Below are 14,998 nucleotides of genomic sequence, written 5' to 3' on the forward strand. Positions count from 1 at the left end.
TCGCGCGGCCATAGGCCAGACGGAGCTGGCCGTTGTCCCGATGACCTTGATCGTCCGCTGGGCCTCAGCTCGCCAGCCGGCTGACCATCTCGTGCTGGGCGTAGGCCCGGCCGAAGCGGTTGGCGAGGAAGGCGTCGAGCGCGATGTCCTCCTGCTTGACGAAGCCGGTCGCCGGCAAGGTACCGTCGGCCAGCATGTCGAGCACGGCGCAGATTCCGGATGCCGTGGTGATCTGGATGGCGCTGCGCACCGTCTGGCCGACCCGCTTCGAATAGATCTTGTTGGCGTAGGTCTCCTGCAGCAGGCGGCCGTTCTTGCGCCCCGAGACGGTGACGAAGACGATGACCACGTCCTGCAGCGTCGCTGGCAGCGCGCTTTCGAAAATGTCCTTCAACACCTCGCGGCGGTGACGCAGGCCGAGATCGTTGAGTAGCGCCTTCATGATGGCGGCGTGGCCGGGATAGCGGATGGTGCGATAGTTGAGCGTGCGCACCTTGCCCTTCAGCGTCTCGGCCAAAGTGCCGAGCCCGCCCGAGGTGTTGAAGGCCTCGTAGGTTACCCCGTCGAGCGAGAATTCCTCGCGCTCCTCCAGCGGCGGCACCTCGACCAGCTCGCCCTCGACGATCGCCTCGCAGGGCTCGCAATATTCGTTGATGACGCCGTCGGTGCTCCAGGTCAGATTGTAGTTCAGCGCGTTCGAAGGATATTGCGGCAGCGCGCCGACCCGCATGCGCACGCTCTCCAGCGTATCGAAACGGCTGGCGAGGTCGTTGGCGACGATCGAGATGAAGCCCGGCGCCAGCCCGCATTGCGGAATGAAGGCGCTGTTGGCCGAACGCGCCAGTTCCTTCACGCGCCGGGTCGAGACGACGTCCTCGGTGAGGTCGAGATAATGCACGTCGGCGCTTGCGGCGGCTTCGGCGATGCGCGTGGTCAGATGGAAGGGAGCGGCGCTGAGCACCGCGAATTTTCCGGCGAGCGCAGCTTCCAGCGTGCCCGCCGCGATGTCGAGTTCCAGCGTCTCGACCCCGTCAGGCAATTCGGCCGCGGCAAGCTGCGCGGCCGAGCGGTCAACGAGAGTGACGTGATAGTCCCCGGTTGAAAACAGCATCTCGGCAATGGTCGAGCCGATCTTGCCGGCGCCAACGACAACAATTTTCTTCATGACCCGGTTCCCTCGCCCGACAGTTGATTTGTCCCGCTACAATCGCGGCTTGCCGGACGAAAGGAAGCGTGGAATTGTACGAAATGAAGTACCCTTTTTGTCGATATGCCGACCAGGTTCGTTGAAATGCTCAGTGATGCCGACCAGGCCCTGCTTGCCCTGTTGCGCGAGAACGCCCGCGCCTCGACCGCCGCTCTGGCGCGCCGGCTCGGCGTGTCGCGCACCACGGTGCAGAGCCGCATCGAACGGCTGGAGCAGCGCGGCATCATCGCCGGCTACGGCGTCAAGCTTGCGCCCGATTATGAACAGGGACTGGTGCGGGCGCATGTGCTGCTCACCGTGACGCCCAAGCTCGCCGACAAGGTGGTGCGCAGCCTGCGCGCCCTGGCGCCGGTCAGGACGCTGCATTCGGTGAGCGGCAATTTCGACATGATCGTCATCGCCGACGCGCCGTCGATCAAGGACCTGGACACGCTGCTCGACCAGATCGGCGCCCTCGAAGGCGTCGAACGGACATCGTCGTCGATCATCCTGTCGACGCGGATCGATCGCTAGAGCACTTGGCCCACAGACGATCTGGATGAAGGCGCCCGCCTCAGCCTCCCAGCGGATAGGGCATGTAGCCGACGAAGCCCGCGATCTTCCAGCTGCCGCCGACCTTCCTGCAGAAATACAGCGTCTGCCATTTCAGCCGATCGACGCCGCCATCCGCCTTGGCGACGGTGCCGTCGAATTTCTTGTGCAGCACGGCGCGGTCGCCGTCGACATCGATGTCGCGCAGGTTGGTGACGCGGAACAGCGCCTCGCGCAGCGGCTCGGCGAATTTGGTCGCCGCCGTTTCCTTGGCCTGGCGGAGCCACTCGTCGCGATAGATCTCCAGCCGCGGGAACTGCAGCCGCCAGGCGTCGGCGTTGGCAAGAAAATGCGCGTGCATGCCGAAGAAGCTTTCGGCGACAAAATCGTCCTCGACCATGGACCAGTCCTGACCGATGAAGGCATCGATGTCGCGCCGCACCAGCATCTCCCAGAGGGCGTGGCGGTCGGCATCACCTGATGGAAACGGGTTCTTGTCGAAGGTCATTCTCGGTTCTCCGCTCTGGAAATGCGCCCGTCCGTTTCAAGCCCGGCCGGCGAGCGCGCACGATGCAAGCGCTTCTGTAATAAAGCAACATGGATTTCCAGGAATGTTGCTTTCCAACAAGACCTCTATCGGGATCGCCTCGATCGGGGTAAATCTCGGCCGAAGCGGGCGCTCCCACCGTGTCCCGTCATAGCATCAGAGGAGGTCCGCTCTTGCCCAAGCAATGTTTTGGAACGTCGCATGTCCCGCTGTCACCCGCGGTGCGGGCCGGCGACTTCGTCTATATCTCGGGCCAGGTGCCGGTCGGCGGCGACGGCATCGTGGTCAGGGGCGGCATATCCGAACAGACGGAGCAGGTGCTTTCCAACGTCAAGGCGGCGCTGGCGCTGGCCGGCTGCACCATGGACGATGTGGTCAAGACCACCGTCTGGCTGGAGGACGCGCGCGACTTCGGCGCCTTCAACGCCGTCTATGCCAGGCATTTCCCGAAGAACCCGCCGGCCCGCACCACGGTCGAATCGCGGCTGATGATCGACATCAAGATCGAAGTGGAAGCCGTCGCCTACCGGCCGCTCTGACGGCCGTCGGCGAGGATGGAACGAAGCGGAGAGGCGCGCCCGATGCAATTTGATCTTCTGTTCAAGGGCGGGCGGCTGATCGATCCGGCGGCCGGGCTCGACGCGCCGCGCGATCTTGCCATCGCCAATGGCCGCATCGCCGCCGTCGACGCCGACATTCCCGCCGACCGCGCGGCCAGCGTCATCGATGCCAAGGGCTGCATCGTGGCGCCCGGCCTCGTCGACCTGCACAGCCACGTCTATTGGGGCGGCACCTCGCTCGGCGTCGATGCCGACCGGCTGGCGGCCAAGAGCGGCACCACCACCTTCATTGATGCCGGCAGTGCCGGCGCCGGCAATTTCCTCGGCTTCCGCCGCCATGTCATGGAGCGCTCGAAGGTGCGCATCCTGGCTTATGTCAACATCTCCTTCGCCGGCATTTTCGGCTTCTCGCAGACCGTCTCGGTCGGCGAGTGCAGCGATCTCAGGCTCTGCGAACCGCGTGAGGTGGTGGCGGCGGTGCGCGAGCACGCGGACGTCGTCGTCGGCGTCAAGGTCCGCTCCGGCAAGCATGCCGGCGGCACCAGCGGCATCGCGCCGGTCGATCTGGCGCTGGAGGCGGCCGACAAATCCGGTCTGCCGCTGATGGCGCACATAGACGAACCGCCGCCCGGGCGCTCGGAAGTGCTGCCGCGCCTGCGCAGGGGCGACATTCTCACCCACTGCTTCCGACCGTTTCCGAACGCGCCGGTCTTCGCCTCCGGCGCGGTGCGGCCCGACATGCGGCTGGCGCGCGAGCGTGGCGTCATCTTCGATCTCGGCCACGGCATGGGCTCGTTCGACTTCGAGGTCGCTCGCGCCATGCTGGCCGAAGGGCTGGCGCCCGACGTCATCTCGAGCGACGTGCATCTCTACTGCGTCGACGGTCCTGCCTTCGACATACTGGTGTGCATGTCGAAGCTGCTGGCGCTCGGCATGCCGCTGGTCGAGGTGTTGCGCGCCGCCACCCAAGCGCCGGCGCAGGCGATCGCGCGGCCTGATCTGGGCACGCTCAAGGTCGGAACCGCCGGCGACGTCGCGCTGCTGCGGCAGCACTCCGGCCGCTTCACCTTTGTCGACGCGGTCGGCGCCTCGCTGGTCGCCGACCAGCGGCTGGTCTGCGAAGGCATCGCCATCGGCGGCGCCTGGTGGCCGAACGAGACGATGAACGATGTCGGCGACACCGAGCGTTTCGAGGCGCATATGGGGCATACGCATGTCGAGGTCGCGGCCAGGCATTTTGGGCACCGGCATGATTGATTGATCTCGGTAGCACTGCGCCGCCTGTCTTGCCGCGGCTGCGAGTTTGGCGAATGGCTTCCCCCACTCCGTCGCTGCTCCGCAGCGCCACCTCTCCCCCCTCCGGAGGGAGAGGAAGGGAGCCTCCCGGCATAAGCTCGCGCCCTTCCTCTCCCCCGTCGATCGGGGGAGAGGTGTCGAGCGAAGCTCGACGGAGTGGGGGCGACCTTCCCTTGAAGCAACGCTTCCGCTTCACCGTCGCGCGTTGCTGACCGCCCCATAAACCGGCGTATCAATCCCCTCCATCCGCGCCTTGATCTGCAGCGCCACATATTTCGAATAGAAGCGCGAGAGCGCCAGATTGCCGCCGTGGAACCACAGCGCTTCCTGTGCCGTCGGTTTCCACATGTTGCGCAGTTCGCCCTGCCATGGCCCGGGGTCGCCCTTGACGCCGGAGCCGAGGCCCCAGCACGGGCCGACCCTGTCGGCGACCTCGCGCGAGACGATTTGCGCCACGGTTTCGTTCATCGACTGATAGCCGGTGCAGGCGATGATGGCGTCGGCTTCAAGCTCGCTGCCGTCCTCGAAGAGAATGCCTTTCGCGGTCAGCGACTTGATCGCCACGCCGCTGCGGATGCCGATCTTGCCGTCGATGATCAGGTCCGAGGCGCCGACATCGATGTAGTAGCCGGAGCCGGTGCGGTAGGCCTTCATCAGCAGGCCGGTCTCGTCGTCGCCGAAGTCGAGGGCGAACCCGGCGGCGCGAAGCCGCTCGTAAAAAGCCGCGTCGCGTGCGCGGATGACGTCGTAGAGCGCTCGCTGGCCCTTGGGCACCAGCGCGAAGGGCGTCGAGGCGACGATCATGTCGGCCTTTTCGGTGGTGATGCCGCGCGCCAGCGCGTTCTCCGAAAAGATCTCGAAACCGACTTCCATCAGCGTGTCCGATTTGACCACGGTCGTCGGCGAACGCTGGATCATGGTGACCTCGGCGCCGCTTTCCCAGAGATCGACGCAGACGTCATGCCCGGAGCTCGCCGCGCCGATGACCGCGGTCTTTTTGCCGCGGAGCTTCTCGCCGCTGGAATACTGGCTGGAATGCAGCAGCTCGCCCTTAAAGTCACCGGCGCCCGGCAGGTCGATCGGCCGCGCCGGACCGTAGGCGCCGGTGGCGAAGACGATGTGCTTGGGCTTCAGCGTGATGTGCTGGCCGACGCGGTCCACGACCACGGTCCAGACCTTCTCGGCCTCGTCATAGCTGGCGCTGACGCATCTGGTGGCGACCCAATAGTTGAGCTCCATGACGCGCGTGTACATTTCCAGCCAGTCGCCCATCTTGTCCTTGGGCGTGAAGACCGGCCAATTGTCGGGAAACGGAATGTAAGGCAGATGGTCGTACCAGACCGGATCGTGCAGCACGAGCGTGCGGTAGCGCTTGCGCCAGGAATCGCCCGGCCGGGCATTCTTCTCGATGACGATCGAGGGCACGCCGAGCTGCCTGAGCCGCGCGCCCAGCATGATGCCGCCCTGGCCGCCGCCGATGACCAGGCAATAGGGCTGCTCGGAAGCGCCAAGCTCGCGGGTCTCGCGCGCGCGCGCCTCCGACCAGGTCTCGCGCTCCGGGTCGGCCTTGTGGCGCACGCCCAGCGGCCGCGTCGCGCCCTTGCGCTCCTCGAATCCTTTCAGGTCGGTCATTGCCGTGAACAATGTCCGGCAGCGGCCGTCGCGCAGGCGCATGATGCCCTGGCCCGAGGCCACGGCGGTCTCGAAGGTGAACCAGGCCTCGATTATCTCCTCGTCCGAGGTGGCTTCGCCGGTGAGCTGCCATCTTGCCGGCCGCGTCGCTGCCAGCGTCGCCTTCAGCATGTCGGCGATCGCCTCGCGCCCTTCCATCGTGGTGACGTTCCAGGTGAAGGTCAGGAGGTCACGCCAGTAGCAATCGTCGACGAACAGGTTGGCCGCGGCCGCTATGTCACCGGCTTCGAGCGCCTTGTCGAAAGCGCCGAGCCATGCGGCTGCCTGTTGCGATGGTGCTATTTCGAGCATTTGTTTCCCTCTTTTTCGCGTTGGCGCTGTCCGGTGTTCCCTTCTCCCCTTGTGGGAGAAGGTGGCCTCGCGGAGCGAGGTCGGATGAGGGGTGCTCCAGCTCGGCACGGCCGGCACTCCGTCACCCACCCCTCAACCGTCTCGGCGCTGCGCGCCGATCCACCTTCTCCCACAAGGGGAGAAGGAAAAAACGTCCTAATCCCCGAGCGGCTCCATCTCGTTGCCGGTGCGGTGGATCTGGGCATTGTATTTGATGCGGCGGACCGTCTCGCGGGCCGAGCCGTCGAGCTTGTAGGCGGCAGCCACCGCCATGAGGTCGATCATGGCCAAAAAGGCGAAGCGCGATGCCGTCGGCTTCAGCGTATCGGGATATTCCGGCACCGCTACGGTCAGCCTGACGTCGCCGACGCGCGCGAGCTCGGTGTCGGGCGCCGTCACGCAGATGGCATTGGCGCGGTAGTGCTTGGCGAGTTCGACCGCCTCGATCACCTCGCGCGTGCGCCCCGTCGCCGAAATGGCGATCACCAGGTCGCCGGGCTTCAAGGTCGAGGCGGTCATGCGCATGAGATAAGGGTCGCATTGCGCGCTGATCGATATGCCGTAGCGAAACAGCCGGTACTGCGTTTCCTGCGCCAGCGCCGAGGAACTGCCGCCCAGTCCGAACACCGTAACCTGGCGCGCCTTGGCGATCAGCTCGGCGGCCTTCTGCAGCTGGACCGGATCGAGCTGCCGCTCGGCCTCCTGCAGCGCCCGCCGCGCTTCGCCGAACACCGCGTTCCAGAACGGCATGCCGGTGTCGTTCTCCCTGGCTGGCGAAGTGTCCAGATAGAGCGCGCCGACGACGAGGCTCTGCGCCAGCTTCAGCTTGAAATCACGCACGCCCTCGCAGCCGATGGCGCGGCAGAAGCGGGTCACCGTCGGTTCGCTGACGCCGGCACGCTGGGCAAGGGCGGCGTTGGAGGCATCGACCGCGTATTTGACGTCGTCGAGCACGACATCGGCGACGCGGCGCTCGGCCGGACGCAGCTCGGCATAGGTATCCTTGACCAGCGAGATGATGTCGGGAATGCGCCGCACAGGCTCACCCCCGTCCGCCTCGCCATCCGTCATCAGGTTTTCCCGGCTGTCAGCTTCGGTCATGAAGTGGCCTTCCCTGGTCCCTTGTCGACCTCTTACCATGCTTGCACGCTGTCGTTCCATGTGCACGGCCCCGCTGCAACTGCTGCGTGCCGTTGCGGCATGTCACCCGGCTTTGCCCATCTGCAACGCCCGCCTTGTTGTGCCACTTTTCCCGAGTATGTAGGAAAGCAACACGCATTTCAAGATAAAGAAAAGACAATGAAAGCAGACATATAGTGGAATAGGCGGCTCTCAACGACGGAACGATCGCGCTCTTCGCTTGACACCAAAGTAGGATAGTTACACACTGACTTTGGCAGTCGATTGGACGCACTCTCCGAGGGGCGGATGAACGCGGGCGAAACAACAGCGCCGAAGCTTGGTGTGCAGGCAGCGACCAAGATCTATCACACCGCATCCGGCGACCTCCTGGCGCTGGACCGCTGCAGCCTCGACGTCCACGCCAATGAAATCGTTTCGATCGTCGGCCCGTCCGGCTGCGGCAAGACCACGCTTTTGTGGTCGATGTCGGGCTTGCACAGCCTGACCGGCGGCGAGATCCGGCTCGACGGCGTCAAGATCACCGGGCCGCATCCCGACATCGGCATCGTGTTCCAGGAAGCGAACCTGCTGCCTTGGCGCAATCTCGATGCCAACATCCGCTTTCCCTTCGAGATCAAGGGCGAGAAACCAGACCGCGCATGGATCGCGCATCTGCTCCACCGCGTCGGGCTCGACGGTTTCGGCGGCAAGTTCCCGCGCGAGCTTTCGGGCGGCATGCAGCAGCGCGCCGCGATCGTGCGGGCGCTGGCGCCAAAACCCTCCGTGCTTTTGATGGACGAGCCGTTCGGCGCGCTCGACAGTTTTACCCGCGAGGAGATGAACCGTCTCGTCGAGGAGATCTGGCTCGACACCAAGACCACCATCGTCTTCATCACCCACAGCATTGAGGAAGCAATCTTTCTCTCCGACCGCGTGGTGGTGCTGAGCGCGCGGCCCGGCCGCGTCGCCAGGGAGTATCGCGTGCCGTTCGCGCGACCGCGCTCGCTGGAGATCATGGCGACGAAAGAGGTTTTCGACCTCACCAACCGGATCAAGATGGACATCGTCGGCGAGCGCGCCAGGCCCAAGGCACCGGAGCAGGAACGCGTCGGCGCCGAGATCGTGAGGATCAGGCCGTGAGCGACGCCATCCCGGAATTCTCGAAATCGAAATCGGGTGCCAAGTCCGGCGATGGGCAGGACGTCAGCCTGACCAATCTCTCGGCCTTCGCCAGCGGCCCCGGCATCAAGTCGGGCAAGGAGGTGGCGGCGATCATAGCTGTCGCCGTGATCATCATCGGCGGCATCGAATTGGCGCTGCGCCTGTTCCATGTGCCGCTCTATATCATGCCGCCGCCAAGCTCGATCGCCTATGCGCTGTTCGACGAGTTCCCGCTTATTGCGCCGCATCTCGGCTATACGCTGGTCGAGCTGGTTTCCGGCTTCGCCATCGGAGCCGTCGTCGGCCTGGTGCTGGCCGCCGTCATCACCCAGTTTCCCTTCGCCGAAAAGATCGTCGCGCCCTACATCCTGCTTCTCGTCACCACGCCGATGCTGGCGCTGGTGCCGCTTTTGATCCTTCGCTTTGGTTTCGGCTACACGCCGCGCATCATCGCGGTGGCGCTGGCCGCCGGGCCGATGGTGATGATAAACGCAGCCACCGGCTTTCGCCGCGTCGACAGCGCCAAGATCGCGCTGGCGCGCTCCTACGGCGCCAGCACCTTGCAGATATTCTGGAAGATCCGCGCGCCGATGGCGCTGCCTATGATCCTGGTCGGGCTGATGATCGGCGCCATCTTCGGCCTGCTGACCGCAGTCGGCGCGGAGATGGTCGGCGGCGGCTTCGGCCTCGGCAACCGGCTCACCACCTATTCGTCGATGATCCAGATGCCGCAATTCTTCGCCGTGGTGCTGATCCTGTCGACGCTCGGCATCCTGATTTACGTGCTGTTCTTCCTGATCGGCAAGAAATGGGCGAGCTGGGAGGCTTGAGCACGAGATCATGAACGCCCCGGAGCGGGCGAAAGGCCATCGATCAACAAGAAGGTCAATCAACAAAAGGGGAATGCCATGACCGACCAGAACTCATTCCAGACGGCGACAAGAACGGGCATCAGCCGCCGCACCTTCCTGCAGGTGACGGCAGCCGGCGTCGTGACCGCCACCGCGCTCGGTGCATCGGGCTTGAAGGCCAGGGCGGCGGCCTATGAAAAATTCACCTGGATCTCGCCGCGCGGCACGCTCGAAGTGCTCGACGACTATCCTTATTGGGCAGCCAAGAAGGCAGGCTATTTCGACGGGCTCAGCACCGACATGCAGCCAGGCCCGTCGGACGGCACGGCGACGGTGAAGTTCGTCGATGTCGGCCAGGCCGATATGGGCTTTCCCTCGCCCGGCGTGTTCTCCTTCGCCATCCAGAACGGCATGAAGCTGAAGTCGGTGTTCCACATGGGCGCGCGCGACACGTTCTCCATCGCCTTCCGCAAGGGCGAGGGTACGAACGACTTGAAGAAGCTCGAAGGCAAGACCATCCTGCTCGGCTCCGCCGCCTGGCAGTCGATCACCGATCCGCTGCTCGCCGCGCAAGGCGTCGACATCAAGAAGGTCAAGTATGTCGAGGCCGGCTGGCCGACGTGGGGCACCGCGCTCGCCGGCGGCCAGGGCGACGCTGCCTTGTCGTGGGAGGGGCTGCGCGCCGAATGGATCGCCAAGGGCCTCGACTTCGAATACTGGCTCGGCGTGAAGAATTCCAAGCTGCCGGCCAACACCTTCGTCGTGCGCGCCGCCGATCTCGAAGATCCCGACAAGAAGGCGTTCCTGGAAAAATATCTGCGCGGCTGGGCGATGGGGCTGGAGTTCGGCTACCAGAACCCACGCGCGGCGGTCGAAGCGGTGTTCGAGCAGTTCCCGACATTGGCCAAGAACCTCGGCCCCGAGCTCGGCACCACCTCGATCCTGCAGCAGATCAACGTCTTCCGCGGCGACATGGACAAGCGCGGCGGCTGGGGCTCGCACGACATGGCGAGCTGGCAAGGCTTCTTCGACGAGATCCACAAGATCGGCCAGATCACCAATCCGGTGAAGGCCGAGGATGTCTGCACCAACGAGCTGATTCCGGCCGCCAACGACTTCGACAAGGCCAAGGTCAAGGCCGATGCCGACAGCGTCAAGCTGACGGAGGGCTTTGCCGCGCTCGATGTCGAGAAGATCAAGGCGCATCTGTTCGATTCGGCGGTGAAGTAAGAGCTGCAAAAAGAGGTCGTTCATTGCCCTGTCTTGGCTCCTTTCCTCTCCCTCCGGACAGGGTAGAGGAAAGGGCAGGCGGATGAGGGGCGGCGCCAACCTGAAGTGATTGTTCTGGATGCCCAGGCGCGGCAGCAGCTCGCCAGGTCCTATCAAAAATTGGGAGGCTGAATTGGCCGACAAAATAAAAGTGCTGGTTGTGGGTCTCGGCAATATGGGCGCCTCGCATGCCAGCGCCTATCACCGCTCGGACGGCTTCGAGATCGTCGGCATCATGAGCCGCTCGATCAAGAGCAACAAGAAGATTCCAGCCGAATTGTCCGGCTATCCGCTTTACGAGGATTTCGATCAGGCGCTCGCGGTGACCAGGCCGGACGCCGTGTCGATCAACAGCTGGCCCAACACCCATGCCGAATACGCGCTGAAGGCGATAGCGGCCAACTGCCACGTGTTCATGGAAAAGCCGCTCGCCACCAACATCGAGGATGCCGAAAAGGTCGTCGCGGCAGCGCGGGCGAAGAACCGCAAGCTGGTGCTTGGCTACATCCTGCGCGTCCACCCGTCCTGGATAAAATTCATCGAGGTCGGCAAGACGCTGGGCAAGCCGCTGGTGATGCGCCTCAACCTCAACCAGCAGAGCAGCGGCAGCGCCTGGCACTGGCACAAGAACCTGATCGATTCGCTGATCCCGATCGTTGATTGCGGCGTGCACTATGTCGACGTCATGTGCCAGCTCACGGGCGCCAGGCCGGTGCGCGTGCACGGCATCGGCGCGAAGCTCTGGGCGGAAGCCGACAAGCAGAATTACGGCCATCTCCACGTCACCTTCGATGACGGTTCGGTCGGCTGGTACGAGGCAGGCTGGGGGCCGATGATGAGCGAGACGGCCTATTTCGTGAAGGACGTGGTGGGGCCGAAGGGCGCGGTGTCGATCGTCGCCGGCCAGCAGGCGAGCAGCGCAGCGGAAGCGGCGGAGGTGTCGAACTCGGCCGACATCGACCGCCACACCAAGACCGACGCGCTGAAGATCCATTATGCGGCGGTCGACGCCGACAAGAACTTTGCGAAACCCGACGAGATCGTCAGCATGGAAGACGAGCCCGGCCACCAGGAGCTCTGCGACCGCGAGCAGGCCTTCTTCCTGCGCGCCATCCGCGAGGATCTCGATTTGACCGAGCAGATGGACGCCGCCGTCAACAGCCTGCGCATCGTGCTCGCCGCGGAACAGAGCATCGAATTGGGGCGCACCGTCGAGCTGGCGTGAGACAAGCGCGCTGCTGGGGGCAGCAGTTTCAGGTCGGTGCCCCTCACTCAGCCCTCTCCCGAGAAGAACGGGAGGCGGTCGCCAGCATCAGAGCGCTTTCCTTCTCCCCGTCATGACGGGGAGAAGGTGCCGGCAGGCGGATGAGGGGCGGCGCCAACGTCGGCCCGAAGCGATAGCTCGGGCGCGGCGCGAGGCAAAGACTGGGAGGAGAGACATGGTCACCGACAGCCTGCTGAAAACCTATGCGAACTCCGATGCGCTGGATCTTGCTGACTTGGTGCATCGGGGCGAGATTTCACCTGCGGAAATGGTCGAGGCGGCGATCACGCTGGTCGAGCAGCTCAACCCGGCGCTGAACGCGGTCATCCATCGCCTCTACGACATGGCGCGTGCCCAGGCGCAGACGGTCGACAGATCAGCACCTTTCGCCGGCGTGCCATTCCTGCTCAAGGAACTGGCCTCGTCCTGGACCGGCGCGCCGAACACCAACTCTTGCCTCTACCTGAAAGATGTCGTCGCCGATTTCGACACCGAAGTCGTGCGCCGCATGAAGGCGGCCGGGCTGGTGCTGGTCGGCAAGTCGAACGCGCCCGAAAACGGCTGGTCGATCACGACGGAACCGAAGCTCTACGGCACGACGAAGAACCCGTGGAAGGAAGGCATCACGCCAGGTGGCTCGAGCGGCGGCGCGGCGGCGGCCGTCGCTTCGCGCATGGTGCCGATCGCCGAGGCTAGCGACGGCGCCGGCTCGATCCGCATTCCGGCCTCCTGCTGCGGCATCGTCGGGCTGAAGCCGTCGCGCGGCCGCGTCAGCCTGGCACCGTTCGGCGACTATTGGTATGGCGGCGCCTACTTCCTGTGCTGCTCGCGCAGCGTGCGCGACACGGCGGCCTATCTCGACGCGGTGGCCGGCGCCTTGCCGGGCGACCCCTATACGCCGCCGGTCCCCGACGCCTCCTGGCTCAGCCTGTCGGCACAGGCGCCGAAGAAACTGCGCATCGGCTTCACCGTCACCCCGCCCAACGGCACGGCCATCGATGCGGAAGTGAAGGCCGCCGTGCTGGCCACCGTGGCGGCGCTGGAGCGGCTGGGACATGACGTCGAGGAACACGACATGCCGCTCGATGCCGATGCCATGTGGACCACCTACACCAACATGACCTGCGTACAGACGGCGGCGACCTTCGACTATCATGAAACGGTGATCGGCCGGCCGGTGACGCCTGATGATGTCGAACCGGTGACCTGGGCGATCATCGAACGCGGCCGTGCGACCAGCGGCACCAGGCACATTTCCGATGTCGAGCAGCTCAGGCAGGTCGGCCGCGACATCGTCGGCGACCTTTCGCCCTACGATCTCCTCATCACCCCGACGCTGACGCAACTGCCGCGTCCGTTCGGCTATTACGATATGTCGGAGACCGACATCGACCGCTACAACGCCAAATGGACGGATGCGGCGTTCGCCTTCCCCTTCAACATCTCAGGCCAGCCGGCCATCTCGCTGCCGCTCGGCTGGTCGAAAGACGGCGTACCGATCGGGGTGCAGCTTGTCGGCCGCTACGGCGACGAGGCGACGGTGCTGGCCGCGTCGGCGCAGCTCGAGCGGGAAATGCCGTGGAGGGACAGGCGGCCGCCGGTGAGCGGTTAATCGCTCGCGGCAGGGCACCCATCGCCGAGTTCTGTGGCGCCCCCCTCTGTCCTGCCGGTCATCTCCCCCTCAAGGGGGGAGATTGGAAGTTTCGGCGCCGGCTCATCTTGTTCTTGCAACGTTGAAAAATGGCGAAAGCGGGAGCGATAATCGATCTCCCCTTGAGGGGGAGATGCCCGGCAGGGCAGAGGGGGGCGCCGTAGGGCGCTGACAGTGACACCGTCACGATCCCGCCCTCGCTATCCTATCCTCTCCAACCGCCTCGGCAGCCGGTTCATGGCGACGGGCCCGTTCGGCGTGATCAGGAATTGGTCCTCCAGGTTGAAGCTGGCGAGGCCGTCGATGTAGAGCGGGATCTCGAAGGCCAGCACCATGCCGGCTTCGACCACGACATCGCTCTCGGCCGCAATGAACGGCCATTGCTCCGAAAACACAGACTGCCCGACACCGTGGCCGAAATGCCCACGGCGGTAGGAGCGCAGGCCTTGCCGCGTCAGGCTGTCGGTGGCGGCGCGGTGCACATGGCCGAGCGAATTTCCCGGCACGAGTGCCGCCAGCCCGTCCTCGAAAGCGCGCTCGGCGATCGCGTGCAGTTCGACCTGGTCGGCGGAAGCGGGGCCGAAAGTGAAGTTGCGCGACATGTCGGAGGCATACCCGCCGACCGTGCAGACCATGTCGCATTTCAGCGGATCGCCGGGCATCGCCTTGGCATCGGCACCTTTGGCCCGGGCGCCGAGCGTCACATATTCCGCCGTCGCGACCGGATGGGAGAGGCCCGCCGCCGCCGCGGCCACGCCTTGCCGGTAGAGCGCGACGAGATCGGCCTGGCGCATGCCGGCCATCGCATCCACCTGCAGCCGCTCCAGCCCTGCTTCAGACAGGATAATGCCTTGCTGCAGGAGCTCGATCTCGCGTTGCGACTTGATCGCCCGCAGCCGATCCAAGACCGACGAGCCGTCGACCATCCGGCACTGCGGCAGCAGCGCCTGCATGGCCGCGAAATCGGCGGCCGGAACAAAGTCGAGGTCGACGCCGAGCGTTGCGCGCTCCAGTCCGAATTCGGCAAGCAAAGCTTGCAACTGGCGCACCGAGCCGGCGAGATCGAAGGTGGCGGGGCGCGCGAAATCCGGCGCGCGGCCAAGCGAGACAAGGCCAGCCTCGATACGCTCCGCCAACGGGCCGCGGGTTCCCGTCTCGACCGGCGCGAATTCGATCCAGATCGGGTGCGAACGCACAACCGCTTCGGGCGCGGCGATCCGCAACTGTCCCGCACTGAAATCCGCGACGACGACGCCGATCGGCAGGTCCTGCCGGGCCGGGATGACAACGAAGCCGGCGCCGGCACGCCGGAACAGCCCCGCCGGGCCGATCGACGCGCCGGTCGCATAGTGGAAGGCCTCGGGCGCTGAGAGCACCAGCGCCTGCAGGCCGGCGCGTTGCATCAGTTGCATCGCGCGCTGGCGGTCGACAAAGCCGGTCATGGTTCTCTCCGGATGGCTGAAGCGACATCGGAGCATTGCGGAAGCGGACAATCAAGCGGCACGATGCCGGTAGTC

General features: G+C 65.0%; 13 protein-coding genes. 8 read left to right on the forward strand and 5 right to left on the reverse strand.

Features of this window, described 5'->3' with window-relative positions; translation table 11 throughout:
* Positions 1–64: 64 nt before the first annotated feature.
* Positions 65–1,165, reverse strand: a complete 1,101-nt coding sequence (locus LB541_RS08090; protein ID WP_224618146.1) for a saccharopine dehydrogenase family protein — start codon at positions 1,163–1,165, stop codon at positions 65–67.
* A gap of 126 nt (positions 1,166–1,291) precedes the next feature.
* Here LB541_RS08090 and LB541_RS08095 point away from each other — a divergent pair, with 126 nt between their 5' ends.
* On the forward strand, positions 1,292–1,720 hold the full coding sequence (locus LB541_RS08095; protein ID WP_140492118.1) for an Lrp/AsnC family transcriptional regulator: 429 nt from the start codon (positions 1,292–1,294) through the stop codon (positions 1,718–1,720).
* 40 nt (positions 1,721–1,760) lie between these two features.
* Here the strand turns inward: LB541_RS08095 and LB541_RS08100 are convergent, their stop codons facing one another.
* The gene (locus LB541_RS08100; RefSeq protein ID WP_140492097.1) at positions 1,761–2,246 is read right to left on the reverse strand and encodes a hypothetical protein; all 486 of its coding nucleotides are present in this window, start codon (positions 2,244–2,246) and stop codon (positions 1,761–1,763) included.
* Positions 2,247–2,458: 212 nt separating this feature from the next.
* Between LB541_RS08100 and LB541_RS08105 the strand changes: the two genes are divergently transcribed.
* Both LB541_RS08105 and LB541_RS08110 read left to right on the forward strand, forming a co-directional pair.
* A complete protein-coding gene (locus LB541_RS08105) occupies positions 2,459–2,824 on the forward strand; it encodes a RidA family protein (protein ID WP_140524551.1) in 366 nt (121 codons plus the stop codon).
* Positions 2,825–2,866: 42 nt separating this feature from the next.
* A complete protein-coding gene (locus LB541_RS08110; protein WP_140655027.1) occupies positions 2,867–4,102 on the forward strand; it encodes an amidohydrolase/deacetylase family metallohydrolase in 1,236 nt (411 codons plus the stop codon).
* A 231-nt stretch (positions 4,103–4,333) separates the two neighbouring features.
* On the opposite strand, the gene LB541_RS08115 is transcribed toward LB541_RS08110, so the two are convergent.
* A complete protein-coding gene (locus LB541_RS08115; RefSeq protein ID WP_140563896.1) occupies positions 4,334–6,124 on the reverse strand; it encodes an NAD(P)/FAD-dependent oxidoreductase in 1,791 nt (596 codons plus the stop codon).
* A gap of 195 nt (positions 6,125–6,319) precedes the next feature.
* Positions 6,320–7,264, reverse strand: coding sequence for a MurR/RpiR family transcriptional regulator (locus LB541_RS08120; protein WP_140563895.1), 945 nt, complete (start codon positions 7,262–7,264; stop codon positions 6,320–6,322).
* 327 nt (positions 7,265–7,591) lie between these two features.
* Between LB541_RS08120 and LB541_RS08125 the strand changes: the two genes are divergently transcribed.
* The 5 genes from LB541_RS08125 (at position 7,592) to LB541_RS08145 (ending at position 13,442) form a co-directional block, all read left to right on the forward strand.
* Positions 7,592–8,425: an ABC transporter ATP-binding protein gene (locus LB541_RS08125; protein ID WP_140554767.1), complete on the forward strand. Its 834-nt coding sequence runs from the start codon at positions 7,592–7,594 to the stop codon at positions 8,423–8,425.
* On the forward strand, positions 8,422–9,276 hold the full coding sequence (locus LB541_RS08130) for an ABC transporter permease (RefSeq protein WP_140492076.1): 855 nt from the start codon (positions 8,422–8,424) through the stop codon (positions 9,274–9,276). Before LB541_RS08125 ends, LB541_RS08130 begins: the two co-directional genes overlap by 4 nt.
* A gap of 78 nt (positions 9,277–9,354) precedes the next feature.
* Positions 9,355–10,527 carry an ABC transporter substrate-binding protein gene (locus tag LB541_RS08135; protein ID WP_140514055.1) on the forward strand — a complete coding sequence of 391 codons (1,173 nt, stop codon included), beginning with the start codon at positions 9,355–9,357 and terminating at the stop codon, positions 10,525–10,527.
* A gap of 172 nt (positions 10,528–10,699) precedes the next feature.
* Positions 10,700–11,791, forward strand: a complete 1,092-nt coding sequence (locus tag LB541_RS08140; protein ID WP_140492069.1) for a Gfo/Idh/MocA family protein — start codon at positions 10,700–10,702, stop codon at positions 11,789–11,791.
* Positions 11,792–12,005: 214 nt separating this feature from the next.
* Complete coding sequence (locus LB541_RS08145) at positions 12,006–13,442, forward strand: amidase (RefSeq protein WP_140655031.1); 1,437 nt, start codon at positions 12,006–12,008, stop codon at positions 13,440–13,442.
* A 239-nt stretch (positions 13,443–13,681) separates the two neighbouring features.
* Here the strand turns inward: LB541_RS08145 and LB541_RS08150 are convergent, their stop codons facing one another.
* Positions 13,682–14,923, reverse strand: a complete 1,242-nt coding sequence (locus LB541_RS08150) for a M24 family metallopeptidase (protein ID WP_140580231.1) — start codon at positions 14,921–14,923, stop codon at positions 13,682–13,684.
* Positions 14,924–14,998 lie beyond the last annotated feature (75 nt).

It is taken from the genome of Mesorhizobium sp. BR1-1-15 (assembly GCF_020165475.1).
In the GTDB taxonomy this organism is placed as follows: Bacteria; Pseudomonadota; Alphaproteobacteria; order Rhizobiales; family Rhizobiaceae; genus Mesorhizobium.

What these genes read in the sequence shown, in the direction of transcription:
- LB541_RS08090 (WP_224618146.1), bottom strand. Translation starts at nt 1,165, where the DNA reads ATGAAGAAAATTGTTGTCGTTGGCGCCGGCAAGATCGGCTCGACCATT.
- LB541_RS08095 (WP_140492118.1), top strand. Translation starts at nt 1,292, where the DNA reads ATGCTCAGTGATGCCGACCAGGCCCTGCTTGCCCTGTTGCGCGAGAAC.
- LB541_RS08100 (WP_140492097.1), bottom strand. Translation starts at nt 2,246, where the DNA reads ATGACCTTCGACAAGAACCCGTTTCCATCAGGTGATGCCGACCGCCAC.
- LB541_RS08110 (WP_140655027.1), top strand. Translation starts at nt 2,867, where the DNA reads ATGCAATTTGATCTTCTGTTCAAGGGCGGGCGGCTGATCGATCCGGCG.
- LB541_RS08115 (WP_140563896.1), bottom strand. Translation starts at nt 6,124, where the DNA reads ATGCTCGAAATAGCACCATCGCAACAGGCAGCCGCATGGCTCGGCGCT.
- LB541_RS08120 (WP_140563895.1), bottom strand. Translation starts at nt 7,264, where the DNA reads ATGACCGAAGCTGACAGCCGGGAAAACCTGATGACGGATGGCGAGGCG.
- LB541_RS08125 (WP_140554767.1), top strand. Translation starts at nt 7,592, where the DNA reads ATGAACGCGGGCGAAACAACAGCGCCGAAGCTTGGTGTGCAGGCAGCG.
- LB541_RS08135 (WP_140514055.1), top strand. Translation starts at nt 9,355, where the DNA reads ATGACCGACCAGAACTCATTCCAGACGGCGACAAGAACGGGCATCAGC.
- LB541_RS08145 (WP_140655031.1), top strand. Translation starts at nt 12,006, where the DNA reads ATGGTCACCGACAGCCTGCTGAAAACCTATGCGAACTCCGATGCGCTG.
- LB541_RS08150 (WP_140580231.1), bottom strand. Translation starts at nt 14,923, where the DNA reads ATGACCGGCTTTGTCGACCGCCAGCGCGCGATGCAACTGATGCAACGC.